26 protein-coding genes and 1 tRNA gene are annotated in these 23,488 nt (G+C 41.5%); 22 read left to right on the forward strand and 5 right to left on the reverse strand.

What is annotated here, in order from left to right; translation table 11 throughout:
• Positions 1–4: 4 nt before the first annotated feature.
• The 6 genes from U0033_RS19390 (at position 5) to U0033_RS19415 (ending at position 4,366) form a co-directional block, all read left to right on the forward strand.
• Positions 5–439 (forward strand): hypothetical protein, encoded by a 435-nt coding sequence (locus tag U0033_RS19390; protein ID WP_072365133.1) that lies wholly within the window; start codon positions 5–7, stop codon positions 437–439.
• A gap of 25 nt (positions 440–464) precedes the next feature.
• The gene (locus U0033_RS19395; RefSeq protein WP_072365131.1) at positions 465–1,331 is read left to right on the forward strand and encodes a hypothetical protein; all 867 of its coding nucleotides are present in this window, start codon (positions 465–467) and stop codon (positions 1,329–1,331) included.
• A 17-nt stretch (positions 1,332–1,348) separates the two neighbouring features.
• On the forward strand, positions 1,349–1,747 hold the full coding sequence (locus U0033_RS19400) for a hypothetical protein (protein WP_143150924.1): 399 nt from the start codon (positions 1,349–1,351) through the stop codon (positions 1,745–1,747).
• A 30-nt stretch (positions 1,748–1,777) separates the two neighbouring features.
• Positions 1,778–2,308 carry a hypothetical protein gene (locus U0033_RS19405; RefSeq protein ID WP_072365127.1) on the forward strand — a complete coding sequence of 177 codons (531 nt, stop codon included), beginning with the start codon at positions 1,778–1,780 and terminating at the stop codon, positions 2,306–2,308.
• Between the two features lie 679 nt (positions 2,309–2,987).
• Complete coding sequence (locus U0033_RS33520; protein ID WP_083571848.1) at positions 2,988–3,890, forward strand: hypothetical protein; 903 nt, start codon at positions 2,988–2,990, stop codon at positions 3,888–3,890.
• Positions 3,887–4,366, forward strand: a complete 480-nt coding sequence (locus U0033_RS19415; protein ID WP_072365125.1) for a MarR family winged helix-turn-helix transcriptional regulator — start codon at positions 3,887–3,889, stop codon at positions 4,364–4,366. The genes U0033_RS33520 and U0033_RS19415 overlap by 4 nt, the downstream gene beginning before the upstream one ends.
• Before the next feature lie 113 nt (positions 4,367–4,479).
• Here the strand turns inward: U0033_RS19415 and U0033_RS19420 are convergent, their stop codons facing one another.
• Complete coding sequence (locus tag U0033_RS19420; RefSeq protein WP_072365123.1) at positions 4,480–6,288, reverse strand: hypothetical protein; 1,809 nt, start codon at positions 6,286–6,288, stop codon at positions 4,480–4,482.
• A 303-nt stretch (positions 6,289–6,591) separates the two neighbouring features.
• Between U0033_RS19420 and U0033_RS19425 the strand changes: the two genes are divergently transcribed.
• The 7 genes from U0033_RS19425 (at position 6,592) to U0033_RS19455 (ending at position 11,735) form a co-directional block, all read left to right on the forward strand.
• Positions 6,592–7,395: a type II CAAX endopeptidase family protein gene (locus tag U0033_RS19425; RefSeq protein WP_072365190.1), complete on the forward strand. Its 804-nt coding sequence runs from the start codon at positions 6,592–6,594 to the stop codon at positions 7,393–7,395.
• Positions 7,396–7,441: 46 nt separating this feature from the next.
• A complete protein-coding gene (locus U0033_RS19430; protein ID WP_072365121.1) occupies positions 7,442–8,014 on the forward strand; it encodes a Crp/Fnr family transcriptional regulator in 573 nt (190 codons plus the stop codon).
• Between the two features lie 256 nt (positions 8,015–8,270).
• Complete coding sequence (locus U0033_RS19435; protein ID WP_262487782.1) at positions 8,271–8,393, forward strand: hypothetical protein; 123 nt, start codon at positions 8,271–8,273, stop codon at positions 8,391–8,393.
• A 185-nt stretch (positions 8,394–8,578) separates the two neighbouring features.
• On the forward strand, positions 8,579–9,475 hold the full coding sequence (locus U0033_RS19440; RefSeq protein WP_072365119.1) for an alpha/beta hydrolase: 897 nt from the start codon (positions 8,579–8,581) through the stop codon (positions 9,473–9,475).
• A 12-nt stretch (positions 9,476–9,487) separates the two neighbouring features.
• The gene (locus U0033_RS19445; protein WP_072365117.1) at positions 9,488–9,925 is read left to right on the forward strand and encodes a nuclear transport factor 2 family protein; all 438 of its coding nucleotides are present in this window, start codon (positions 9,488–9,490) and stop codon (positions 9,923–9,925) included.
• A 109-nt stretch (positions 9,926–10,034) separates the two neighbouring features.
• Positions 10,035–10,391, forward strand: coding sequence for a YciI family protein (locus tag U0033_RS19450; protein ID WP_072365115.1), 357 nt, complete (start codon positions 10,035–10,037; stop codon positions 10,389–10,391).
• Between the two features lie 99 nt (positions 10,392–10,490).
• Complete coding sequence (locus U0033_RS19455; RefSeq protein WP_072365113.1) at positions 10,491–11,735, forward strand: RNA polymerase sigma factor; 1,245 nt, start codon at positions 10,491–10,493, stop codon at positions 11,733–11,735.
• A 12-nt stretch (positions 11,736–11,747) separates the two neighbouring features.
• Here U0033_RS19455 and U0033_RS19460 read toward each other — a convergent pair whose 3' ends face one another.
• Positions 11,748–12,290: a hypothetical protein gene (locus tag U0033_RS19460; RefSeq protein ID WP_072365111.1), complete on the reverse strand. Its 543-nt coding sequence runs from the start codon at positions 12,288–12,290 to the stop codon at positions 11,748–11,750.
• A 140-nt stretch (positions 12,291–12,430) separates the two neighbouring features.
• Here U0033_RS19460 and U0033_RS19465 point away from each other — a divergent pair, with 140 nt between their 5' ends.
• Together U0033_RS19465 and U0033_RS19470 are read left to right on the forward strand one after the other, a co-directional pair.
• On the forward strand, positions 12,431–14,401 hold the full coding sequence (locus U0033_RS19465; protein ID WP_326980838.1) for a vWA domain-containing protein: 1,971 nt from the start codon (positions 12,431–12,433) through the stop codon (positions 14,399–14,401).
• An 88-nt stretch (positions 14,402–14,489) separates the two neighbouring features.
• Positions 14,490–14,561: transfer RNA gene (locus U0033_RS19470), tRNA-Met, on the forward strand.
• Positions 14,562–14,816: 255 nt separating this feature from the next.
• Here U0033_RS19470 and U0033_RS19475 read toward each other — a convergent pair.
• Positions 14,817–15,674, reverse strand: coding sequence for an SDR family oxidoreductase (locus tag U0033_RS19475; protein ID WP_072365107.1), 858 nt, complete (start codon positions 15,672–15,674; stop codon positions 14,817–14,819).
• A gap of 109 nt (positions 15,675–15,783) precedes the next feature.
• A complete protein-coding gene (locus U0033_RS19480; protein ID WP_072365106.1) occupies positions 15,784–16,362 on the reverse strand; it encodes a Crp/Fnr family transcriptional regulator in 579 nt (192 codons plus the stop codon).
• Between the two features lie 159 nt (positions 16,363–16,521).
• Here U0033_RS19480 and U0033_RS19485 point away from each other — a divergent pair, with 159 nt between their 5' ends.
• The gene (locus U0033_RS19485) at positions 16,522–16,683 is read left to right on the forward strand and encodes a hypothetical protein (protein WP_218164108.1); all 162 of its coding nucleotides are present in this window, start codon (positions 16,522–16,524) and stop codon (positions 16,681–16,683) included.
• 245 nt (positions 16,684–16,928) lie between these two features.
• Here the strand turns inward: U0033_RS19485 and U0033_RS19490 are convergent, their stop codons facing one another.
• Positions 16,929–17,510, reverse strand: coding sequence for a DUF6934 family protein (locus tag U0033_RS19490; RefSeq protein ID WP_072365100.1), 582 nt, complete (start codon positions 17,508–17,510; stop codon positions 16,929–16,931).
• 528 nt (positions 17,511–18,038) lie between these two features.
• Here U0033_RS19490 and U0033_RS19495 point away from each other — a divergent pair.
• From U0033_RS19495 to U0033_RS19520, 6 genes are all read left to right on the forward strand, one after another.
• A complete protein-coding gene (locus U0033_RS19495; protein WP_072365099.1) occupies positions 18,039–18,935 on the forward strand; it encodes an NAD(P)H-binding protein in 897 nt (298 codons plus the stop codon).
• Positions 18,936–19,117: 182 nt separating this feature from the next.
• The gene (locus U0033_RS19500) at positions 19,118–20,035 is read left to right on the forward strand and encodes a helix-turn-helix domain-containing protein (RefSeq protein ID WP_072365097.1); all 918 of its coding nucleotides are present in this window, start codon (positions 19,118–19,120) and stop codon (positions 20,033–20,035) included.
• 1 nt (position 20,036) lies between these two features.
• Positions 20,037–20,600, forward strand: a complete 564-nt coding sequence (locus tag U0033_RS19505) for a Crp/Fnr family transcriptional regulator (RefSeq protein WP_072365095.1) — start codon at positions 20,037–20,039, stop codon at positions 20,598–20,600.
• A 65-nt stretch (positions 20,601–20,665) separates the two neighbouring features.
• Positions 20,666–21,172: a YceI family protein gene (locus U0033_RS19510; RefSeq protein ID WP_072365094.1), complete on the forward strand. Its 507-nt coding sequence runs from the start codon at positions 20,666–20,668 to the stop codon at positions 21,170–21,172.
• Between the two features lie 24 nt (positions 21,173–21,196).
• Positions 21,197–22,444 carry a retropepsin-like aspartic protease family protein gene (locus U0033_RS19515; protein ID WP_083571845.1) on the forward strand — a complete coding sequence of 416 codons (1,248 nt, stop codon included), beginning with the start codon at positions 21,197–21,199 and terminating at the stop codon, positions 22,442–22,444.
• 410 nt (positions 22,445–22,854) lie between these two features.
• Positions 22,855–23,304 (forward strand): DUF4268 domain-containing protein, encoded by a 450-nt coding sequence (locus U0033_RS19520; protein ID WP_072365089.1) that lies wholly within the window; start codon positions 22,855–22,857, stop codon positions 23,302–23,304.
• The last annotated feature ends 184 nt before the right edge of the window (positions 23,305–23,488 follow it).

Below are 23,488 nucleotides of genomic sequence, written 5' to 3' on the forward strand. Positions count from 1 at the left end.
CAAGATGCAGTACAACACAAATATCATTGTATCGGTAGATGTAATTAAGGCCCTGTCAGACAAAAATCTGAACAGCAGTATCTACCTGATGGACGACAGTGTATGGGGCAGCTATGGAAAGGGTGGCCCGGACCTGGTAACCCTGTGCGTGCCCGGGCAAACCATTAAGTGGACCTGCTACGCGGTAGACCTGCAAACGCCACTGGCCATCAGCAGGATTGATTTTATACCCGCATTCGGTTACCTGCCCGGTGGGTACCAGCCTGCAACAGGCACCGGCCTGCAACTGACTAATCCGGATTACTTTGAATGGTCTGGTGTAGTGCCTTATTATCTCATCCCTAATCAAAAGTATTTCTACAGGCTTCAGCTGGAAATGGGGGAAGGTAAAAACAGTACCATGCATATCAGTACAGCCGCTATTATGATAAAAGCTTAACTAACGTTTAAAAAACCTGATAACAATGGCACAAGAAGTTACTATAATTATGCTTGTGGATATTCCGGCGGCTTTAGACGCAGGAACGCTGGAGGGAAACCTGTATTTGGTAGATAACCTGAAAACGGAGGGCTCAGAAAATGAAGGCACCGGTAAACTGGTTTCTGCTATTAATGGTACACACTGGTTCGATGGATCACAGGCCAGCGAACAGCTGATTAACTGGCTACCTTATAGCATTACCTCCTTATCGCCCCAGTTGCCGCGTTTTTACGCAGACGACCGTTTGGATAAACTGAAAGATGATTTGATACGCTCAGTCAGCTCCAGCGGTGACGCGGAAATGGCAGAGGGGGAAGGCGGTGGTTTCTCAAATAGCGGCCATTTGGCTGCTACTCTGGCAGTACCGGCACTCACCAGGTTAAAAGATAAAACCGGCAGGAAGATAAGTGATGATGTGCCGCTGATGGACCTGAGAGGTAATTTCGTTTCAGCAAATAAAGCTCCGCAAATGAAGTTTGCCGCAGATGCGGGTAATCAGCAAGGAACGGGCGATTTGGGCGGTGCTGAAATGTCCGATATCAGTTACCTCACTCCACAGATTTATAATATCACCGGGGAAGCAGTAGAAAAAGGCGTTATCTACCCGGCACAATACGGAACACCCGCTCCTATCAAGGGTGGCTGGTACTGGTGTGCTGCTGTGAACACCTATATGACGGGTGTGTATACCTACACCATGCACATTACCCTCTACAAACCGGAGCTGCATGGCGATGAGACGGTTTGGCTGCCTGTTAATTTTACTTATGATGCTAAAATAAAGGTATCAAGCGGCGCAATGCGCAACGGGTTTACCGGCGGTAGCCTGGGAACGCTTCCTGTGATGTAACAAAAAAATGTCAAAAAATGGAATCAAGAACAATTACCATAATGTCTCTTATTGATGTAATAGGAGCGCTTGCGGAAGATAGCATGAAAGCCAATGTCTATCTGTTCGACAATAATAAAAGTAAAGGCTCTGTCAATGAGGGTACCGGCAGATTAAAAACAAAAGTGAAAGCCGGTGATACGCTTTTCTGGACACTCATGTCGCTGGAACCCGAATCTTTTGCAGAAATCAGTAACATTTCTATCGACCCGGAAATATGCAGGCTGGAAAAGAAAAAGTACCCACAGTCTGATGTGGTTTTCTGGGAAGGAGAAGTGCTGAAAGAAGCAGCCTCCACGCCTTACAAAATCACTTTTGAGATAGGCTACCAAAAGCAAAAATTTGAAACCGAAGAGAATCCTGAACTGATCGGTTAATACAAATTAACTTATCTAAAAATAGTAGAAATGCTTGATCAAAATTCAACATCGTCCGGGTTGTATGCCCTTAACTCCGTGCAGCTTAACCTGGTTACTTTTGTAGATGTTTACAATACCAACGTCAACCAGAGCCTGGGAGGGAATGTGTATATGATGGACAACTGCAATGAAAGCACGGGCCAGGGTACCCCCCATTTGCAAACGGTATGCAAACAGGGGCAGATTTTGAACTGGATCATCTATTCCATGGACTCCGGTAAACGGCCGGATGGCACCTTTCCGCCCTCTGTAAAAATCAATAACATTGTGATGCTGAATGAAAGTGGTACAGATGTGGCGAGTGATCAGATATTCCGTGAACTAAGAATTATAGGCGGTCCGGATAAAATCCGTTCAAAATATACCTCAGTATTTTATTACTGGGCAGGTGCCCTGCTGGGAGATGTTCCTTCAGGGGTGTATAAATACAGGTTCGTATTGGAGGTAGGTACAGAAGACCCCACAAAGAAAAATTACTTTAATCTCGATAGCCCCACTCTCAAAGTAATAGAGATATAGGCGGGGCTGCGACTTGCCACCAGCAATTTATAACTTTTGTAAAACGGCCGAATTTTCATATCCGGCCATAACTTTATAAAATAAACAGTTATGGCCGGATATAACACCAAAGGGGCCATAATACCTTATACTGATCATTTTATTGGATAAACGTTCCTGAACAGCTCCTTTTCGCTACTAACAAAATATTCTTGTTTCAAAAGAACCTGCTCTCATAAAACATTAATCCCTCTCCTTGCTTTTTATGCCCATTTCCTCACAATTCGCTTCCTCTATTTAAAGCATTCTCACTCATATAAGTACCGCTTCTTTTTCCGGAACCATAATTGATCCATAAAACAGGAAAAAAAACTTAACCTGGGTTTTTAAAAAGAATTACTGCCTTTATTGTACATTTGAATCGCAAACGATTTAATTTTAAACAATACGAACGGAAACACAAAGCCTGTAAATGCGCTAACAAACCTTGTCAACGCAGATTACATGGGCTATGCATATTATTTCTATTCCAGGATAACCAGAGAAAGGCTATTCTACTACCAGGAACAGCTTGCTGGAATATATCGTAACAATTGCCAATAACGTTTTAAATCATCGATGTCATTACAATAGGGAACGAGGTCAATTACTATCCAGACATTCACAGTAACTCATCAATTATAAAACCAAAAGTACCAACATGAAAACGAATACTGTTCAAAACATTTTTAGGATCATACTGGGTTCTTTTATGCTGTTAGCAGGTATCGGACACTTAACGTTTCAAAGAAGTGAATTTTTAGCACAAGTTCCACGATGGCTGCCCGATTCACCCACATTTATGGACTTTATTGTTTTATCATCAGGTGCTGTTGAAATATTACTTGGGCTGAGTATGATTTTCCTCTCAAAATTCAGGCCCCAGGTAGGTATTGCTTTGGCCGTTTTCTATATTTTGATTTTCCCCGGAAACATTTCACAATACACCAACCATATCAATGCTTTTGGTTTAGATACTGACCAAAAACGGCTGATCCGCTTGTTCTTTCAGCCACTGCTTGTTATTTGGGCACTTTGGTCTACAAACGGCTGGCGGTATATTTTTAAAAGGAAAACTATTGACCCACAATTGAGCATTTATGATTTTAATGCAAAAACCCTTAGTGGTAGCGATGAATCACTTGGCAAATACAAAGGCAAGACAATCATAGTTGTTAATACTGCCAGTAAATGTGGCCTTACCCCCCAGTACGAAGGGCTTGAGAAACTGTATAAAAAATATAAAGACCAGGGCCTGGTGATCCTTGGATTTCCGTGTAGTCAATTTGCAAACCAGGAATTAAACAGTTCAAAAGAAATTGAAGAATTTTGCCAGGTGAATTATGGCGTTAGTTTTCCAATGTTTGACAAGGTGGATGTAAACGGAAAGGGCGCCCATCCTATCTTTACATATTTAAAAAACGAACTGGGTGGGGTGTTAGGCAATAATATCAAATGGAACTTTACCAAGTTTGTAATAGATAAAAATGGTAAACCTGTTAAACGGTTTGCACCTACTACCAAACCAGAGAAAATGGACACCTTTATAAGCGAATTGTTATGAGTTCAAAAAATAAGTTTAGCGCTTTATTCCTGGAAAACCAGATTTGTTTTCCTTTATATGCTGCGTCAAGGCTTACTATAAAAATATATGAACCGTTTTTAGATAAGCTGGGGATCACCTATACGCAATATTTAGTCTTACTCGTATTATGGCAAAAAAACAATCTTACTGTTAAAGAAATAGGCAGTATTCTTTACCTTGAATCGAACACGCTAACACCTTTGTTAAAAAGATTAGAACAAAAGGAATTACTGTCCAGGGTACGATCTGAGGAAGACGAAAGAAAGGTCTTCATTTCATTAACCAGGAAAGGAGAAGCGTTTAAGAATATTGCAGTGGAAATACCCCAACAGATTATCGAAAGCTTTTCGGATGATGCATTTTCCATGGAAGAAGCGATGCAGTTTCAGAAGCAACTTTTTATGCTCATTCAAATTCTAGATAAGAAACTACAACTCACTGCAAATTTGAAATAACGATGATTTTGCGGCTTACAGAAAGCTGTTGAGAGCGCAAAATATAAAAGCCTTCAGATCAAAAGATCTGAAGGCTTTTATATTTTAATTTGTTGTAGCCCAGTGATCTGGATTTACTTCACAGATATTTTACCAACAGCAACTCTTGTCTTACCAAACATTTTGTCAGTACGACCTACCAGGTACAGATCATTTCCAATCACTGCCCCCTGCTTTGGCATAGCGGTAGGAACTCCTCTATTACTGAAAAGCACTTTACGACTAATCTTGCCAGTCAGCTCATCAACTGTAAGCATAAAACAATCTGACTTACGGAATGTCTTTACAGTTTTTACCTTTTGTCCTGACTGGGTTACACCGGCATTTTTAGGATTATCATTCATTACCAGGTACATGTTAGTACCAGATCTTATTACACCCAGGCCACAATAAAAGGGAAGATTCAAAGCATCAAAGAAACCCTGATTGCTGTTTACTCCCCCTCCTGGTCCTCTACCAGAACCAACCTGATATCGCTCAATTTGAGATTTAGGAACCACCTGTAACCAATCAATTTCACCTTTGGCGGCAACTTTACACATCAGAATATCACCGTTTGTATATACCTGGTAGGTAGTAGATGTCCACATACCCGGAGCACCATTGGTACCTGGTGTGTAGGAAGAATAGGTATAGGTATGAGATTCATAGCCTTCCGCAAGTATCATAAGACCGCCATCTGATGTGTAGAAGATCTTTTTGAATTTCATGTATTTGGAAAATCCTTCCGGTTCATCCTTGTCATCTTTCTTATCTTCCTTCTTACTGTCTTTTGCTTTCTTACTATCTTTTGCGTTCTTACTGTCTTTGTTCTTTTCCTGCTCTTTATCTTTGTTTTTCTTCGTGTTTGTAGCTTCTTTATCGTCCTCTTTATCATCCTCTTCAATATTATCCTTGCTGCTCAACATCGACTCATTGATAACTTTATCGTACGTGGAAATTACCGCCCCGGTATTGGCGTCAATCCTTTGCACCAGCAAGCCATTTACTCTCTTGCTTTTCTTTTCATTGCTGTAGAAGGCCGCCAGTATAAGGTCCTGATTCTTTTCCTGTAGCAACCTGGTGCTGTTCAGCCATTTACCATTGATCTCAGTATTGATCTCTGAAGTTTGCTTACCTGATTCGTCGTACATGCGAATATTGTAGTGACTAAAGTCGAGGAACTTCTCTTTCTTCCTTTTACCTTCTTCATATTCATAGGTACGACCTACCAGGATCAGTTTATGGTTGATGGTATAAATTACGTCCTCAAGCTGGTATTTCTTCGCTTCGAATTCATTTGAGATAACAACAGGTTTAGCGCCTTTCAACTTGTTGTCGAACTCCTGTACAGTGTACTGGTTTCTTTCCTTGCCCTGTACGCTGCTTACGACCACCATCTTAGTGCTGTCAGCATTGTAAGTGAGTTTGAATTCAATCTTGTCCGTTTTGTATTCCTGCCGGAAAGATGTGAGTTGTTGCCATCTGATGGTCAGGTCGCCGCTTGCTTTGTCGACCTTTCCTGCAAATAGTTCCATCATCCTGTCGCTTCTGCTATAGACGGACGCAATGATAAATAAGTCGTCTCCTAGGGGAAAAAACTGTTCGAATTCTTTACCACGCAGTTCTTTGTCATAGTTGTGGCGGTAAATTTCTGAAAGGTCAGCATTCATTTTTATGAGGGTACCAGATCCTCTGAAGGTAGCACCAAATAAATAATAGACTTTCAATTTAATATGGGCTTCCTGCAGGTAGATCCCACTTTTGTCCGAACAAACAACCTTTAGGTCAGTTGATCCTTTTTTTAGTCTAATGTCCTCCCCCCATTTTGTTGAGATCTTTTGCTGGGCTAAACTGGAAATGCTGATTGTAAGTGTTAACAGGTAGAGATAAATCGATTTCATGTGACTAGGTTAATGAAAAAAGTGCACAATGATATAAAATTAACCGGTAATATAAAATGATTTCATTAGGGTAAATAGTTAGCTATAAATTATTTACTATTAGGTACTTCAAATCAAAGCGGTGGAGCAATTATCCGGTTTCTGTAAAAATTGGCAACACTGACTTTCAAAAAAATTTCTTTCTTTTACACCTCAAATTATGAGTATTTACCCAAACCCGCAGCATTTAACGGGCTCCCAAAAACCTGCTATCCCATTAAACTGTACTGGAATTTAATTGGATATAAGCACAACAGCAAAAGAATGAGACCATTAATCATTTATTTTTCGCTAGCATATCTAATCAGTTGGACTATCTGGTTCCCCTTATATAGCCCTGCTTTGGGCATTTATGGTTTACCCGTCCTTCCTTTTCATCACGGCATTGGTGGGTTAGGTCCATTGATTGCGTCGCTTATTACCACTTATATCATTGAAAAGAAGAATGGTGTTAAAAAATTAAGCATCCTACTATTTAAAGTAAAACCACTGGTTTACACCCTGGTAGCTTTGCTAAGCCCCTTTCTGCTGGCCGTTATGGCATCGCTGATTGATTTTATTGTCAATAAAACACCCATTAGTTTATCAGGTTTATTTGTGGCGAAAGAATTTCCGTCTTTCAGTTTCATACAATTCTTCCTTTACAACCTGCTTTTCTTCGGCTTTGGTGAAGAGGTAGGTTGGCGCGGGTTTGCCTTGCCCCGCCTGCAAAGCAGGTTCAATGCACTGGCAGCAAGCCTTATCCTGACGGTGTTCTGGGCTTTGTGGCACTGGCCCTTATTCCTGTATCGCCCCGGTTTTATGGATATGGGCATTAGCGGTACTTTTGGCTGGTTCTTTAGTCTCCTTACCGGCAGTATTTTACTCACCTGGTTATACAATTCATCCAAAGCAAGCATTTTGGTCTGTGCCATTTTTCATAGCACAGTAGATATTGCTTTCCTGGCTGATTTTACCAATAAAAATATCATTAACTATATGGGTGTGCTGATCACCATTTGGGGGATTGCCACTATTTTTCTTTTCAAGCCACGCCATCTTGCCAGCACGGAAAGAATCAAAAAATAGATGTCCTATATTAGTTAACCAGGCCTGTTTATTATTCTTTTTTAATATGATTGAAATTATCCAAAAAGCATTAAATGTCTATTCCCCTGTTTCTCTTCAAACCGCAGAAACCCTGGCCGGAACAGCAGAAGTACGTGTCCTTAACTGTGAAGATTTCCTGGAACAGGAACAGCAAACTATAAAATCTGAATTTATTGTACTGGAGGGTATTGTAAGAGGATATATATTAAACACCGAGGGAGAAGATGTTACGGTGAATTTTTATGTAACTGGCAATGCCGTTACGCCCGCTATCATGCGCGGTATCAATAACAAGTCTGTGTATAACGTCCAGGTTATTTCAGACAAGGCTTCCGTTTTAGTATTCAATAATACAAGAATGGAGGAGTTAATGCCTTATAGTGCAGACCTGCAGCAATTTGGGAACATCGTACTGATGATGGACAGTATGCGCAGAATGGAAAAGGAAGTGCTGCTGCTGAAAGAAAACGCCAAAGGGAAACTAGACTGGTTCAGAAAAATATACCCCGGTCTTGAAAATGAGATACAACATTATTATATAGCATCCTACCTCGGTATCACCCCTACTTCATTGAGTAGAATACGGGCTAATTCGTAATTTCTAAAAAAATCTTGCCAAATGTAAATGGAGTTTGATTTGATTTTTTAAAATTTTGCACTGTTGTTTTGTCCTCGTTTACTTATGACGTTCGTCTTATAGTAACGAAGAACCGTGCCGTACATTGTAGTATTTAAACTGGCTGTTGTGATACCACTACACATCGCCCTGGCATTGCTTTGGGTATATGTTGGTATTATTACTGGCCGGTAGTTCTTTGTATATCCGATGAAAATTTTAAAATAAAAGTAAGTTCATGAAAAAAGGATTTCTAATTGGTTTGTTTGCCTTCGCAGTTATTTCCCCAAATGCCAATGCCCGGCCGGGGAAATTAATGGATAAAGCGAAACCCGGCGCCAGCAAGACAAAAGATAAATGAACCCGGCATTATAGCATACAAGCAGACTGCGCGTTACATCAGGGTATCCTATAAGGATAAGAAGAATGATAATTGCTATTATGACAATGTCATTTTTGAACACCCCTATGAAGGCAATGGTAAGTATGGAAGTCTGAAAGTACGCACGAATGGTGAGCGCATAGATTGTAGTAAAATCAAATAATATGCATCAAACAATTCATTTTGACAGCAAGGGGCTGCGCTTAAGCGGCCACCTGTTTTACCCTAAAGAGTTTGTGCCCGACCAAAAATATCCGGCCATTGTTGTAGGGGGTTCCTGGACAACCGTAAAGGAACAGATGAGCGGCTTATATGCCCAACATTTATCTCAGCATGGATTTATTACCCTGGCCTTTGATCCCACCTATTTTGGAGAAAGTGAAGGGGAACCAAGATATTGGGAAAATCCTGAGGCTAAGATTATGGACTACAAAAATGCCATAACATTTTTGCAATCCGTTCCCGGCGTAGATAGTGAGCGCATTTTTCTTGTAGCCGTTTGTGCCAGCGCCGGTTATATGGCCACTGTTGCGGCAGGTGATGAACGGGTAAAAGGCCTGGCGACTGTGGCCGCCTGGCTTCACAATGCAGCAACTGTGAAACAGATATATGGGGGAGAAGAAGGGGTCAGCGAAAAAATAAAACAATCGCAAATCGCGCAGCAACGTTTTACCGAAACAGGCGAGGTGACCTATATTCCGGCTATCAGCACTTCCGACTCCAGTGCGGCTATGTTTGGCCCTTATGATTATTATTTAAACAGCACGAGAGGAGGTATTCCACAATGGAATGCCGATAAATTTGCCGTGATGAGCTGGGAAGGATGGCTCACGTTCGATCCGCTGCCATTAGCGACCTCTATCAGGCAGCCGGTATTGATGATACATGCTGATGAAGCTGTATTGGCTGAAAATGTAAAGCGTTTTTTTAAAGACATTCCACATACACATAAAACGATGTATTGGACAACGGGAACGCAATTTGATTTTTACGATAACCCTGTAAATGTATCAGAAGCAGTTGCTGCTATCTCTGTTTTTTTTGACTTAAATAAGCTGTAATAAATATTTCAAATGGAACAAGCAATTATCCAGGCTATTACTACTCTTTTTGCAGGGGCCGACGAGCGGAACTGGCGAAAAGTAAAAGAAGTAATGGGTGAAACCGTGTTACTTGATTATTCATCCATGAACGGAAATGCGGCATCATCACTTACTCCACTGCAAATTGCCGGATCCTGGGCGGCTTTCCTGCCGGGTTTCGACAAAACACATCACCAGTTATCTGATTTTAAAGTTGCAAAAAATGATACTGTAGCAACAGTTAATTTCAGTGGTAAGGCCACACACTGGATTGGAAATGATAGTTGGGTAGTGGAGGGCACATATGATGTCAAGCTGTTATTGCAAAACGATCAATGGTTGATTGCAGTAATGAAATTCAATTTCGAAAAGCAAAGCGGACATACCGGATTACCGGCATTAGCAACGGAACGTGCGAAAATGCGGTAAGCATTTCTTGTGAAATAATTGCTAACTTGTTTTTATTGAACAATTTCTACTTTAGTTGTCCCCGGTCATGATGTTCAATCGTTATAAATACGAACATAAAATTTAAACCATGAACGAATTCGTTTTCATCTTCAGAAACAGTGTAACTGAAGGTTCCAAACCTTCGCCCGAACAAATGCAACAATTACTGACCGACTGGATGAACTGGATGGGCAGTATTGCGGCGCAGGATAAACTGGCAGACAAAGGTAACCGCCTTTCAATGAGCGAAGGGAAAACCGTAAAGCCCGGCAATGTATTGACCGACGGGCCTTACACCGAAGTAAAGGAATTTATTAACGGTTACATTGTTGTAAAAGCTGCTACTATTGACGAAGCAGTTGTACTGGCCCAGGAATGCCCCATTCTTAAAATTGGTGGTTTTGTAGAAGTGCGGAAAATAGTAACTCCAGAGGATAACAGTTAACACAGGCGAAGTAAAGAAATCCAGGATAGCGATGAAACTACCGCTATCCTGGATTTCCTTTTAAATGATTTGGCAACCCATACAGGCGAAATTAATATAATGGCTACTGATGAACATGCAGTAAACAAGCTGATTCCACATTTGTTCCGGCAGGAATATGCGAAGATGACGGCTGTTTTGAGCCGTTACTTTGGTTGGCAGTATATAGATGTGGCAGAAGATATTGCCAGCGAGACGTTTCTAAAAGCAACCGAATACTGGCTACCGCATGGTATTCCGGCAAATCCTTCAGCATGGCTGTATGCCGTTGCCCGTAACAAGGCAAAAGATTATTTAAAACGCAACCAGCTTTTTGAGACGAAAATTAAGGATGCTATCAAACCTGCAGAAACTGCTACCGACATAGAATTTGAGTTTAACGATGCAATTATTGCCGACAGCCAGTTATCTATGATTTTCGTAGTATGCGATCCTATAAACCCGGCACCGGCACAGATTTGTCTTGCATTACAAATTTTATGTGGTTTTAGTGTGGAGGAGATTGCCAATGCATTTTTGAGCCAGGTAGAAACTATTAAAAAGCGGCTGTTAAGGGCCCGGGCTAATTTACGTACGGAAGGTTTTCAACTTAGAACCTTAAGTCATACCGAAATCAGCACAAGGCTGGATGTTGTTTTAAAGACAATTTACCTGCTCTTTAACGAGGGCTATTTTTCCCAGGGTGAAAAAGAATTTATACGAAAAGATTTATGCTCTGAAGCAATACGCTTAACATTATTGTTAGCAGAAAATAACCTCACTAATATTCCCCGGGTCAATGCATTGCTGGCCTTAATGTGTTACCAGAGTTCGCGGTTAAATGCCCGTACGAACGATGCCGGGGAGGCTATATTATATGAAGACCAGGACAGGGATTTATGGGATCCTTTCCTTATAGAGAAAGGGAATTACTATTTCTGGAAGGCATTTGTGAACCAGGAGGTTTCCACCTATCACCTTGAAGCTGCCATTGCTTATTGGCATACTACCCGTACAGGAGATAAATGGCCGCAAATTCTGCAATTATATAACCAGCTCCTTATAATGGAGTATTCACCGGTATCGGCGATCAACCGCACCTTTGCATTTGCGATGGTATATGGCAATGAACAGGCTATTAAAGAAGCAGAGAAATTAGATCTTAGAGAAAACAGCTATTACCACGGGTTAATGGGATTTTTGTATAGCGGTATGGATTCCACCCTTGCCATTGCGCATTACCAACAGGCACTGGCGCTTACCCGTTCTCTTGTTGAAAAGCAGGTATTTACGCAGAAAATCGCGCAACTGGCCAATAGTTTTTAATTGAGAGTGGCCTTATTCGTTTTCCAGTTCTTTTCTAATGATCTGTCGCTCTCTTTTCCTGTCTGCCTTATATGCTTCAGGGTTATAATGGTAAGGGCCACGTTGATCGCTTTCAAAATGCATATGGCATTGCGCTATCGGGGAGTCTCTTCTGATCATGAGTCCATTTAAGTGACAATTATCATAGCCACAAAGGTGTTTTGAGTACACACCAAAATTCCGATGTTTAATCCGCTTATTTGTCAGAATTCGCTGCTGGTATTTTTTAATATCCTCCCAAATTCTATCATTATCTCCCTTTGTTAATTCCTGTCCTAGAAATTCAACCTCAATAAATGTCCTGGGATCTTTCAGCTGCAAAAAGTCAAATGACTTTTTAAAGAACCGATGAGCGTATTCTCTGACGGCTATCTTATCGGCAGGAGATAGTTTTTCATTTTCTACAATTGAACGGTAAAGGCCCAGGGTATTAAAATCAGTGTACTTCTTGTGGTTATCAATGTAGTAGAAGTACTGCTGTAAGCTTAGGGTTTTAAATGGCTGTCCTATTTTCATAAGTATATCAAATGTATTTCATTTTTGCTTAGGTAGTTCTCCTGATTTGTTAACTATCTACAGGATATTAATTTTCCAGGGATTTATGGAAAATACTACCTAACTAGCATCATATAGTAAATTTACACCAGATGAAATTAATGAAATATCTTCTTTTGTTTGTGACTGCGTTCATGAGTCTTCAGCTGCAGGCGCAGTATACCATTAAGGGTATTATAACAGATACGACAAATGAAGCACTGATAGGAGCTGCAGTTAAGGTTAAAGGGAAAGCCATTGGAGCGGCAACCGATGAATCTGGGGCATTTACTTTGACGCTACCCAAAGGAGATTCAGTAATAATTGCTGAATATATGGGGTTTATTTCTCAGGAAATTATGATTGATGCTAAAACGAAATTTCTTAAGGTGAAATTGGTACCAGTTGATAAAGTGACCAATGAATTTGTTGTAACTGCGCAGGGTATTAAAAGAGAGGAGTTGTCACTGGGGTATTCATCTGCAGCTCTTTACGAGAGCAAAGCTGGCGATGCGAATATTGCGGGTGCACTAAATGGCAAGGCTGCCGGGGTTAAGATTAAGGCAACACCGCAGGGGGTAACCTCTAAATCAAAAGTAAAAACCAGGAAGACCGTTACGCAATTTACGCCGCCAGTAATTGTTCATGATCGAATGGTTGTCGATGAAGACGAGTCCTATGCTGCTATTAAAGAGAACAATTATCAATTAGTGAAAGACCAGCCACTCAGCACTTTTTCAATTGATGTGGACAGGGCATCTTATTCCAATGTCCGCAGGTACCTGAATAACGGGAACCTGCCTCCGGTGGATGCGGTGAGGATTGAAGAAATGATCAATTACTTTGATTATAAATACAAGAGTCCTGTCAATGACGATCCCGTGGCGATTTATACGGACATGGCTACTTGTCCGTGGGAGCCTGCGCACCAATTGGTGAGAGTAGCACTGAAAGCCAAAGAATTGCCTTTGGATAAACTGCCGGCGGCGAATCTTGTTTTCCTGCTGGATGTATCTGGTTCCATGGATGATTACAATAAACTGCCTCTTGTAAAACAGGCACTGGCTGCCCTGGTACAACAATTAAGAAGTAAAGATAAAGTAGCGATTGTTACCTACGCCGGTGCAGCCAATGTAGCATTACCTTCTACAGCAGGCAGTGAAAAGACCGCCATCCTCAATGTGATCAATCAATTGCAGGCAGGCGGATCTACAGCAGGTGGAGACGGTCTTAAAATGGCTTATGATATAGCGACTGAGCATTTCATGAAAAATGGGAATAACAGGATTATTATGGCTACCGATGGTGATTTCAATGTTGGGGAATCTTCTGAAGGCGACCTGGAAACATTAATAGAAAAGAAAAGAACGAGTGGGGTGTCTCTTTCTGTCATTGGTTTTGGAATGGGCAACGTGAAAGATGATAAGCTGGAGTTACTGGCGGATAAAGGCAATGGTAACTATGCGTATATTGATAATTTCGAAGAGGCACGCCGCACCTTTGTGACGGAGTTTGGAAGTACACTTTTTACGGTTGCGAAGGATGTGAAGTTGCAACTGGAGTTTAATCCGCAATATGTGCAGTCTTACCGACTGGTAGGTTATGAGAACAGGATGCTGGAAAATAAGGACTTTAATGATGATAAGAAAGATGCGGGTGATATGGGTGTAGGCCATACCGTTACCGCGTTGTATGAGCTTATATCTACAGGAGCTATGAATGAGGATAGGCCACTGGTAGATTCATTGAAGTATCAACGTACAGTGGCGACTAGCAATTATTCAGGAGAAGTATTGACGGTGAAACTGCGTTACAAACAACCTAAGGAGAATAAGAGCCAGTTGCTTTCCAGTGTGATGCCGTGGAAGGTGCAGGATATTAAAGATGCGCCTGAGGATTTCAGAATGGCAGCGGCGGTAGCCGAATTTGGGTTATTGTTGAGAAATTCTGAGCATAAGGGTAAAGCTGGTTATAATGCTGTATTACTGCTGGCAAAAGGTGCGAAAGGAGACGATGAAGAGGGCTACAGGAGCGAGTTTATACAGTTGGTGAAGAAAGCGGGGATATTGAAAAATGAGGAGGTAGCTAATTAGATGATGAAGCTAAATCTATCAGGTGAGCGGATTATTTTAAAAACAAATTTGGTAGTGTATAATCATTTGTGCATCTTTGCATCCTCATTGTGAGGTAGAGCAGTGGTAGCTCGTCGGGCTCATAACCCGAAGGTCAGAGGTTCGAATCCTCTCCTCGCTACAAATAAACGCCTTCAAATCTAAGATTTGAAGGCGTTTTGCTTTATACCACTTTTTGGAGAAGCTTTTCGTCATCCTGTTGTTTGCTGTTGGCCGGGATTAATCTCGGATCAAGTTGAATTCTTGGGAGATTTAACCGCTCCGTAATTGTAGTATTAACGTGAACAAACGTACGCACCAGGAGCACTAAAGATAGAGCTGTAGCCCCCTTAATGTTATAAAAGCATCCATGGATTTTTCAGCTGCAATTGTCTACTTAAAAATATGAGGCTGTTATATCTTCCAAAATCCCACGCTGTTTTGGCATCCAGCCCAGCATCTTCTTCGTCAGTTCCGCTGAAGGCACCACACTCATTCCTGCAAAATGCATGAACCAACCGAAATGCGCTTCTGCATCTGCACCAGTCCTACTTACTGTAGGAAGCCCTAACCCATCACCAATCGTCTTTGCTATTTCTTTAAAAGGCACTCCAACTTCATCCACAGCATGAAACACTTTTTGTTCCGGTTGCTTTTCTAATATTAATCTATACAATACCGCTGCATCCAATCGATGTACTGCTGCCCAGGTATTAGCACCATCGCCAATGTAAGCAGATTCACCTTTCGCTTTGGCAGTGTTGATGACAATAGGTACAAAACCATGATCGCCTTCGCCATGCGTAGTTGGCGGGAGTCTAACTATATAAGCACCGACTTTCCTCGCAGCTTCTTCTGTGGCCGCTCTCGCTACCTTCTCTGATGGTGGAGGCGTATCATTCTCGTCTACCGGACGACCATAATTTAATACCCCAATGGCTGATGTAACGATGAGTGGACGTTGAGTAGCGCCTAATGCCAGAATTAAAGCATGATCTTCAATACTACTTTCTTTAAAACGGGAGAAATCATGATTAAAAGCCGTATGAATGATCGCATCACATTGTGTTGCGCCAGCAATTACAGTTTCATGATCAGTGATATCGCCACGATGTACGTCTGCTCCTGTTTGGGCGAGGGCTGCTGCGGTACTATCTGAACGCACCAATCCTAGTACCTGGTGTCCTGCCTGTAAGAGTTCCTTTACAATAGCGGAGCCTACGAATCCAGATGCTCCTGTAACAAATACCCGCATAAATGAATGATTTAATTTGTTATTACAAAAGTCATTTAATGTGGTGGGGAAAATGTGGTCATTTGACCATATTTTTAATGAGGGAACTAACTTCGGAACCTGACCTTTATTAACGACGCAATTGTGCATGCCGGATGCGCGTCAATGTCTTTAATGACATGCCCAGATAAGCAGCTATCATATGCAGCGGCAGCCTTGATAGTAAGGCAGGGTTGTTACGGACAAAGTCTTCATACTTCTCTTCCGGCGTACTACTCAGGGTGGTAAACAAGCGCTGCCGGCTATTATAATTATTTCTTGAGGCCAACTGTTGAGAATATCTCTCCAGGGTCGGAATCTCTTTTAATAAACGATCAAAATCCTCTTTATTCCATTGTAATACATCAGCACGTTCTATGGCAGAGATATTAAAATTCGTTGCCGTATGAAGGTGATAACTTTCCGGATCCAATATCCAGTTATTCTCCGGTGAGAACTGTAATATATATTCAGCCCCATCCGCAGCAGTACCATAGCTGCGTAATAAACCTTTTATTATGAACGTTTTATGCCTGCATATCTGCCCCTGTTGTAACAGGTGCTCCCCCTTTTGCAAGGATCTCGGGATGGCGAATGTGCAGATCCGCTCCACCTCCTCAACGTTGAGATCCGTCAATGTGCGGCAATATGTTTGAAATCCAGCGATCATAATCTTTCTAAAATTAACCACGAAAAAAAATTCCACCAAATACTTTCATTCCGGGAATAGTAAGAATACGGTAATGATTGATGCTTCTGATCAGGGATTTTATTGGGAGAGCATGGGGAGAAGGATGTGTATTATTATGGGTATCCGCAACCTCATCATGTGAGCCCGCATTTTGTGTTGGTGAGGTCTTATAGTGGAGTGGAGAGTTGGGAGTTGTTTGATTTGAGGAAAGATCCGGGGGAGAAGGGGAAGGTGGCTAAGGAGTTGATAGTGGAGAATAATGGTAAGAAGGCCTTTGAGCTGTTTAATCAGAAGATATAGAGAGTTTTTGGATATTATTTTGAGGAATAGGAAAGCCCTCTTGGCGGGGGCTATTTCCATTTTTTTAGGAGGATTGAAATTTTATGTTTTTGACAAAGGTTTCCGCCATTGCGCGTTTCTTCGGGAATAAAACCTTAACATCCTTCAAGCGGTAGGCAACCAATTGCAGTCTATCATATTGAGATGCAGTCGCGTATGCTGTTCTAAATTTTTCATTGTCTGAACATATAGTATTTAAATTGTCTCTAGTTCTCATAATAATTATTTTTTCTTTTTACTAATACGGAAATATATTCTTTACCTACTTCGTACGGTTCTGCAATACCTTCCTTATACAAAGCTTCGCTTCCCTGGAAATCGTATTCATCATTCAAGTTATCGAAGTTTTTATTTACAAAATTCCGATAGATTCTAATTCTGCGGTGGGCTTTCCTGCAGTCCAGGTCTTTACATTCTCTGGTGCAATTGGCTTTGCAATTTTGAATAAATTCAGGCATGCTGTCACTGCCCTGAACTAATAGTGTTGCATCATTATGTGCGTCAAACAATCGGGGAACAGTATTAAGTATTGTATAAAAGACTTTATAGTGATCACCGTTACAGGAAATTTCTTCATCTAATATATTGTCGGTTTTAAAATCGTAGTCACCAAAGCCCAGATTAAACAGCGGTGTATTTCCAATCTCTTCTATATAATCATAGTGGATAGCTTTATCAATTTCTTTCTTACCTATGCTGGTAAAATAAAATCTGTAATCGTTTCTTATTTCAGATACGAGGTCAAAATCCAATTCACTGATTGAATATGTGTCTTGAAAATTATTCATGCAGTTGGTCTTTTGCGGATAGAATGTTGCATACTAAAATTAGGTATCTCATCGCTGCCAACAAAGGAAAAACAAGTAATAATTTCTTGGTTATCAACACGATAACTCTATTATCAATTTAGACAAATGGGGATAAATTCACACCATAAAAGAGCTGATTCAGCTGTATGGCCACTGCAGGATCTGCAAATTGTATAGCGCCGGCATGAAGATATCAGCTATAAAGACCAGTTGCTCACCTTCGTTTTTTAATAAGAAAGCATTGTAAAAAGGGGGGTAACCTGCCAGGGCTAGCCTGGCATCGGGAGCATAAGTTTTTACACGGCCTGTCGTTAGGAGCTAAGCCCATCCAAAGCAATAGCAAACTTGTAGAGACACAGTTGGTGATGCTAGTTTTCACGCACCAAAGGCAGTTGACTGTTCCTGGCAAGCAATTTCATATGTTATAGATTTGAACACAACAACCTTAGATTTGGTTACGCCCACATTCCCGCTTATCATGAGTTTTGCATTACAAAATCAAACATCATGAAAATCGTTTTAACAGGCTCCATAGGCCATATCGGACTCCCACTCTCGCAGTTATTGATCCAACAAGGCCATGCATTAACCATCATCACCAGCAAGGAAGACAGAACAACTGCCATCAGGGCCCTCGGTGCTATCCCAGCCGTAGGATCTATTGAAGATGTGGATTTCCTGACCAGCACATTTGCTGGCGCAGACCTGGTATATACTATGATTCCCCCTTTTGTGAGCTACTTTGATCCGAATGTTGACCTCTTCGCTGAATGCCAGAAAGTGGCGGAAAATCTTACTCAGGCAATTAAAAAATCTGGTGTAAAAAGAGTGATTCACCTGAGCAGTATCGGGGCTCACCTGGAACACGGTTCAGGCCTAATCAAACTACATTACAATGTAGAGCAGGCATTGGAAACATTGGCTGATGTGGATATTACCTTCATGCGCCCGGTAGGTTTTTACTATAACCTGTATGCATATATTGGTTTGATCAAACAACAAGGGGTGATTGCAGCTAATACCGGTGGAGATGATATCGCTACTTTAGTGGCACCATCAGATATTGCCGCGGCTATTGCGGATGAAGTATCTATGCCAGCTGTACACAGAAAAGTAAGATATGTAGTGAGTGATGAGATGACCTGCAATGAAGTAGCAGGAATCTTAGGAGAGGCGATTGGTAAACCGGATTTGCAATGGGTGACATTGACTAATGAGCAATACCTGCAAGGACTAATAGGGGCAGGTATGCAGCCTGCTATTGCGGAAGGAATGGTGGAAATGTATGCCAGTGTGCATGAAGGTATGCTGACTGCTGACTATTTTAAAAACAGACCTGCTAAATTCGGGAAGGTGAAAGTGACCGATTTTGCAAAAGATTTTGCGGCGGCATTTAAGGCCTAATAAAATTTCAAAGGGAAATCAATCGCTGTCCTTGCCGCAAAAATGAGATTAGAACTCATTTCATAAACAGGTATTTATAATTGATAATCAATACTTAAATAGTAATTATGAAATGAGTTCCAGCGGTTCTGAATGTAAAAGCCGGGATCTCTCCCTTTGCCACAAAATAATTACCTTGTATCATGGCCGGAAAACGCATCTTCACCTTTAACACGATATCTGAATTTCATGCTTTCAGGGGCTTCCCTAAACCGGAGCATCCACTGATCAGTGTCATTGATGTCGCTCCCATCAAAGACATCACTATCGACGAACCAGTCAACATTGTTTTCAATTTTTACCTGGTCTCCATGAAAAAAGGATACAATGTAAAAATGAAATACGGACAGCAGGAATACGATTTCAATGAAGGTGTGATGAGCTTCATGGCTCCCGGACAGGTATTCAGCATCGAACCACTGGCAAAAGAAATCAATCAATCAGGATGGGTACTACTAATCCATCCTGATTTTTTGTGGAATACCCCGCTGGCAAAGAAAATCCGGCAATACCAGTATTTTGATTATTCTGTAAATGAAGCCTTGTTCCTTTCTGAAAAAGAAGAACTGACTGTTTCTGCAATCACCGAAAACATAAAAAGGGAATACCATACTAATATTGATCAGTTTAGCCAGGAGATCATTATTGCTCAGCTGGAATCTTTGCTGGCTTATGCTGAGCGGTTTTACCAGCGGCAGTTTATAACCAGGAAAATCAGTAATCACCGGGTATTGGAAAAACTGGAAGTGCTGCTCACTGACTATTTTAGCAGCGATGAACTGGTGCGAAAAGGCCTGCCCAGTGTGAAATATATTTCAACTGAACTAAATGTATCCGCCAATTATCTGAGTAACTTATTGAAAGTACTTACGGGTAAGAGTACGCAGCAACATATCCAGGAAAAAGTTATTGAGAAGGCCAAACAACAATTATCTGGCACCAATCTATCCGTGAGTGAAATTGCCTATAGTTTAGGATTTGATTATCCACAATCATTTAGCAAATTATTCAAGGCAAAGACACATTTATCGCCACTCGAATTCCGACAATCATTCAATTAGCATGGCAGATTTTTTCCAGTTTTGTAAGCAGTTTTCCCCATTGGAGGATACCGTTTTGTGGGAATTATCCCAACACACTATCACTAAGACCTACCCAAAAGGTACATTCCTGTTGCATAGCGGGGATACCTGCCGCTATCTTTACTTTGTGAATGAAGGATTGATTAAGTCTTTTTCAGAAAAAGGCGATAAGGAGTTTATTATGCGCTTCTTTTCTGAAAATTTACTCTTTTCTGTGTTTGACAGCTATATCAACCAAACACCTTCGAAGTTTAACCTGGTAGCGCTGGAAGAGACGACCGTCACACTCATTCGCCACGAAACGATGGAGGCATTGTGCAGGCAACATCATGCGATGGAGACCTTCTTCCGCAAACTGGTAAGTATAGCAGCGACTAAAATGATGAAAAGAATTAGTGAGATGCTGGAAGAGAATGCAACGGATCGGTATTGGTTATTTGTGGAGGAGAACAATGCCATTCATCAGCGGATCAGCCTGGGGGATATAGCGAAATACCTGGGCATTACCCAACAATCACTGAGCAGGATCAGGACGACCCAATAATTATTTACCCTATGGTAAAATATTAATTTTCCCGCCTGTTTAGCTTTGTTAAAAAATTCAAAGCTATGACACAATGGAACATTGATGCAGGACATTCCCAGATAGGGTTCAAAGTAAAACACCTGGGCATTGCCAACGTATCGGGATATTTCAGAAAATTCAGTGGAACGGTACAAACCGGTAATGATGATTTCGAAAACGCAGGTGTAACTTTTACGCTGGAGGTGGCCAGCATAGATACTAATAATACAGAACGCGATGCGCACCTTAGCTCTTCTCTCTTCTTTGATGCGGCCCGGTTTCCAACTATTCATTTTACCGGGCTATTAGCTGATGATACTTTAAAAGGAGAATTGACCATTCTCAATAATACCCGGCCGGTAAGCCTGCAGGTAGAACATACCGGCAGCGGGATAGGACGGTTTAATGATCACCGGGCAGGGTTTGAATTAAGCGGGAAAATAAACCGGAAAGATTTCGGCTTGAATTTTCACCTGTTAAATGAGGCGGGAAACCTGATTGTAGGGGATGAAGTAAAGTTATCTGGTGAAATAGAACTGATCCGCCTTTAACTTGATTTTTGTATCTTCATCATCATGAAATATACAATCCGTCTCATTTGTTTGCTAATGACCATCAACTGTGTTGGTCAGACCAATAACCCGGGCTTCAATAAAATTTATTCCCTTATCATGCAGAAGGATTTTTTCCATGCGAAATCGTTGTATGATAGTAGTAAGTCCGGTCTTTCCAGCGCCCAACAAAATTATCTCACCGCCTTACTGGATAATGCATTCAATCAGGTCTCCCTCTCAGCACAGCGCATCGCCAGTCTGAAGGGAGATTTCTCTGACAGCCTGTGGCTGGAGCTTTACAGGATAAAAGAAGATAATGCCGCTAAAATGTATAACTATAAAGCAGCAAAGGCAACTGTGCAAACTATGCTGCAGCAATATAAATACCTGCTTTCTCCGGACGGACAGGATGATTTGAAAAACAGTCTGCACATGTGGACAACGCTGGAGCACACTCCACCACAACGTGTAGTTATCAACGGTACCAACAAACTAAGGATCAAAAAAGATAAAGCTGGCCTGAATAACCTGGATGCTGTAGTTGGCAAAGACACTGCTGATTTCATCTTTGACACAGGTGCCAATATGTCTACCATTTCCCTGTCTACCGCCAAGCGCCTGCATATGCAGATCCTTCCTGCTGATATAGTGGTAGGCGCTATTACAGGTGCATCAGTAAAAGCACAGCTAGGGGTTTGTAAGCAATTCAAACTGGGAAATATCGAAGTTAATAATGCGGTATTCCTGGTATTAGCCGATTCAGCCCTGGCTTTTCCACAGATCAATTATAAGATTGAAGGGATCCTGGGCTATCCCGTAATCAGTGCCCTGAAAGAGGTGCAACTTACACAGGATGGCTACCTTATTGTACCGGAAAAAGAAACTGCGATACATAGTACGCCCAATATGGCAATTGATCGATTATCACCGCTGATCTTCATCGATGGAAAACATTACACATTCGATACCGGTGCTGATGAAACTTTTTTATACGCCAATTTTTTTGAAGCTAATAAAGCAGAGATTTCTGCAAATTATAAACCTGTAAATATCCGTTTTGGTGGTGCCGGAGGGAAAACTCAACAGGAAGCTTATAAGATCAGGCATCATTTCAACATCATGGAGAAGGATATTGTCCTGGATAGTGTACCGGTGCTTAAAGACAAAATCAGCAATGAAATGGTGTATGGTAATATCGGGCAGGACATTATCAGGCAATTCAGCAGGATGACCATCAATTTTGATAAAATGTTTATCAAATTCGACTAGAACTCATTTCATAAACAGGCATTCCCAGCTGATAATCAATACATAAATAGTAATTTCCAGAAACCTGTTATATTCGGCTGGTAACCCGCACCCAACAGTATTCAATCCTGAATACGGATGATGTCTGTAACAACCCGGTAGATTATGCCCGGGCCGGCAATCGTCAATACGATTTAAAGCAGGTGAAATCCAATGCGCTCAGCGGCAAGTTCAATCTCCGTTTTCGTATGTATATGTCAATGCCCAAAATCTCTTCTTCAAGAGAAAAAACCGGATCCGACCTATTGACATGAAAAATGCACTCCGCATACCTGGTATGTCACCGGATGGTAGCCATCACAGAGGTATGGATGACGCAAAGAACATCGCGAAAATTTTGTACTGGCGCCTGCAGTAAGTATTTTCGCAACATGTATTCCAAACAGGAAGTATCCAAACTGAAAGAGAATTTCTGGACCGCCTTCGGCAGGTATATGAAGCCTGTGCTATCTGCAGATGGCGAGCCCATTAGCTGGCTAAACTATAAAACAGGTATTCCCGGTGTATTCTTTAAAATGGATGCCGATAGCCGGCATGCCAGTATCTCTATCGTCATTACCCAATCCGATCCCCGGTTCTATAACCAGTTCGTACACAACAAAGCTTTCCTGGAAACTACTCTGGATGAGTCCTGGCAATGGACCGACAACACCACCGATGAATATGGCAAAACCATGAGCACTATCAGCACCCAACTGGAAGGGGTAAATGTGCTGAATAGCGGGGCCTGGCCTGAGATTATCTCCTTTTTCAAACCCCGTATCATCGCCCTCGACGAATTCTGGAGCATGGCGAAATACAGCTTCGAAGGCCTGTTATAAATTATTGTTAAAACCCGCTACATGCATGTATAACTAAAAAATTAGTTTATTTTTGGTGCGATAACTTAGCGGGACAAGTGTCGACGGATTTAACCCATGCATCAAAAATTTACTGATGAAAGCAGGACCTATACTCCTCTTTTTTTGTTTGTGCTCATGTTACCTATATGCCCAGCAGCCGTAT

The sequence above is a fragment of the Chitinophaga sancti genome (assembly GCF_034424315.1).
Classification (GTDB): Bacteria; Bacteroidota; Bacteroidia; order Chitinophagales; family Chitinophagaceae; genus Chitinophaga; species Chitinophaga sancti.

Coding starts and splice junctions, on each gene's coding strand:
- U0033_RS19420 (WP_072365123.1), bottom strand. CDS start 6,288: ATGAAATCGATTTATCTCTACCTGTTAACACTTACAATCAGCATTTCC.
- U0033_RS19390 (WP_072365133.1), top strand. CDS start 5: ATGCAGTACAACACAAATATCATTGTATCGGTAGATGTAATTAAGGCC.
- U0033_RS19440 (WP_072365119.1), top strand. CDS start 8,579: ATGCATCAAACAATTCATTTTGACAGCAAGGGGCTGCGCTTAAGCGGC.
- U0033_RS19445 (WP_072365117.1), top strand. CDS start 9,488: ATGGAACAAGCAATTATCCAGGCTATTACTACTCTTTTTGCAGGGGCC.
- U0033_RS19405 (WP_072365127.1), top strand. CDS start 1,778: ATGCTTGATCAAAATTCAACATCGTCCGGGTTGTATGCCCTTAACTCC.
- U0033_RS19500 (WP_072365097.1), top strand. CDS start 19,118: ATGGCCGGAAAACGCATCTTCACCTTTAACACGATATCTGAATTTCAT.
- U0033_RS19395 (WP_072365131.1), top strand. CDS start 465: ATGGCACAAGAAGTTACTATAATTATGCTTGTGGATATTCCGGCGGCT.
- U0033_RS19415 (WP_072365125.1), top strand. CDS start 3,887: ATGAGTTCAAAAAATAAGTTTAGCGCTTTATTCCTGGAAAACCAGATT.
- U0033_RS19450 (WP_072365115.1), top strand. CDS start 10,035: ATGAACGAATTCGTTTTCATCTTCAGAAACAGTGTAACTGAAGGTTCC.
- U0033_RS19400 (WP_143150924.1), top strand. CDS start 1,349: ATGGAATCAAGAACAATTACCATAATGTCTCTTATTGATGTAATAGGA.
- U0033_RS19430 (WP_072365121.1), top strand. CDS start 7,442: ATGATTGAAATTATCCAAAAAGCATTAAATGTCTATTCCCCTGTTTCT.
- U0033_RS19490 (WP_072365100.1), bottom strand. CDS start 17,510: ATGAATAATTTTCAAGACACATATTCAATCAGTGAATTGGATTTTGAC.
- U0033_RS19480 (WP_072365106.1), bottom strand. CDS start 16,362: ATGATCGCTGGATTTCAAACATATTGCCGCACATTGACGGATCTCAAC.
- U0033_RS19520 (WP_072365089.1), top strand. CDS start 22,855: ATGTATTCCAAACAGGAAGTATCCAAACTGAAAGAGAATTTCTGGACC.
- U0033_RS19435 (WP_262487782.1), top strand. CDS start 8,271: ATGAAAAAAGGATTTCTAATTGGTTTGTTTGCCTTCGCAGTTATTTCC.
- U0033_RS19460 (WP_072365111.1), bottom strand. CDS start 12,290: ATGAAAATAGGACAGCCATTTAAAACCCTAAGCTTACAGCAGTACTTC.
- U0033_RS19475 (WP_072365107.1), bottom strand. CDS start 15,674: ATGCGGGTATTTGTTACAGGAGCATCTGGATTCGTAGGCTCCGCTATT.
- U0033_RS19455 (WP_072365113.1), top strand. CDS start 10,491: ATGGCTACTGATGAACATGCAGTAAACAAGCTGATTCCACATTTGTTC.
- U0033_RS33520 (WP_083571848.1), top strand. CDS start 2,988: ATGAAAACGAATACTGTTCAAAACATTTTTAGGATCATACTGGGTTCT.
- U0033_RS19425 (WP_072365190.1), top strand. CDS start 6,592: ATGAGACCATTAATCATTTATTTTTCGCTAGCATATCTAATCAGTTGG.
- U0033_RS19505 (WP_072365095.1), top strand. CDS start 20,037: ATGGCAGATTTTTTCCAGTTTTGTAAGCAGTTTTCCCCATTGGAGGAT.
- U0033_RS19465 (WP_326980838.1), top strand. CDS start 12,431: ATGAAATATCTTCTTTTGTTTGTGACTGCGTTCATGAGTCTTCAGCTG.
- U0033_RS19495 (WP_072365099.1), top strand. CDS start 18,039: ATGAAAATCGTTTTAACAGGCTCCATAGGCCATATCGGACTCCCACTC.
- U0033_RS19510 (WP_072365094.1), top strand. CDS start 20,666: ATGACACAATGGAACATTGATGCAGGACATTCCCAGATAGGGTTCAAA.
- U0033_RS19515 (WP_083571845.1), top strand. CDS start 21,197: ATGAAATATACAATCCGTCTCATTTGTTTGCTAATGACCATCAACTGT.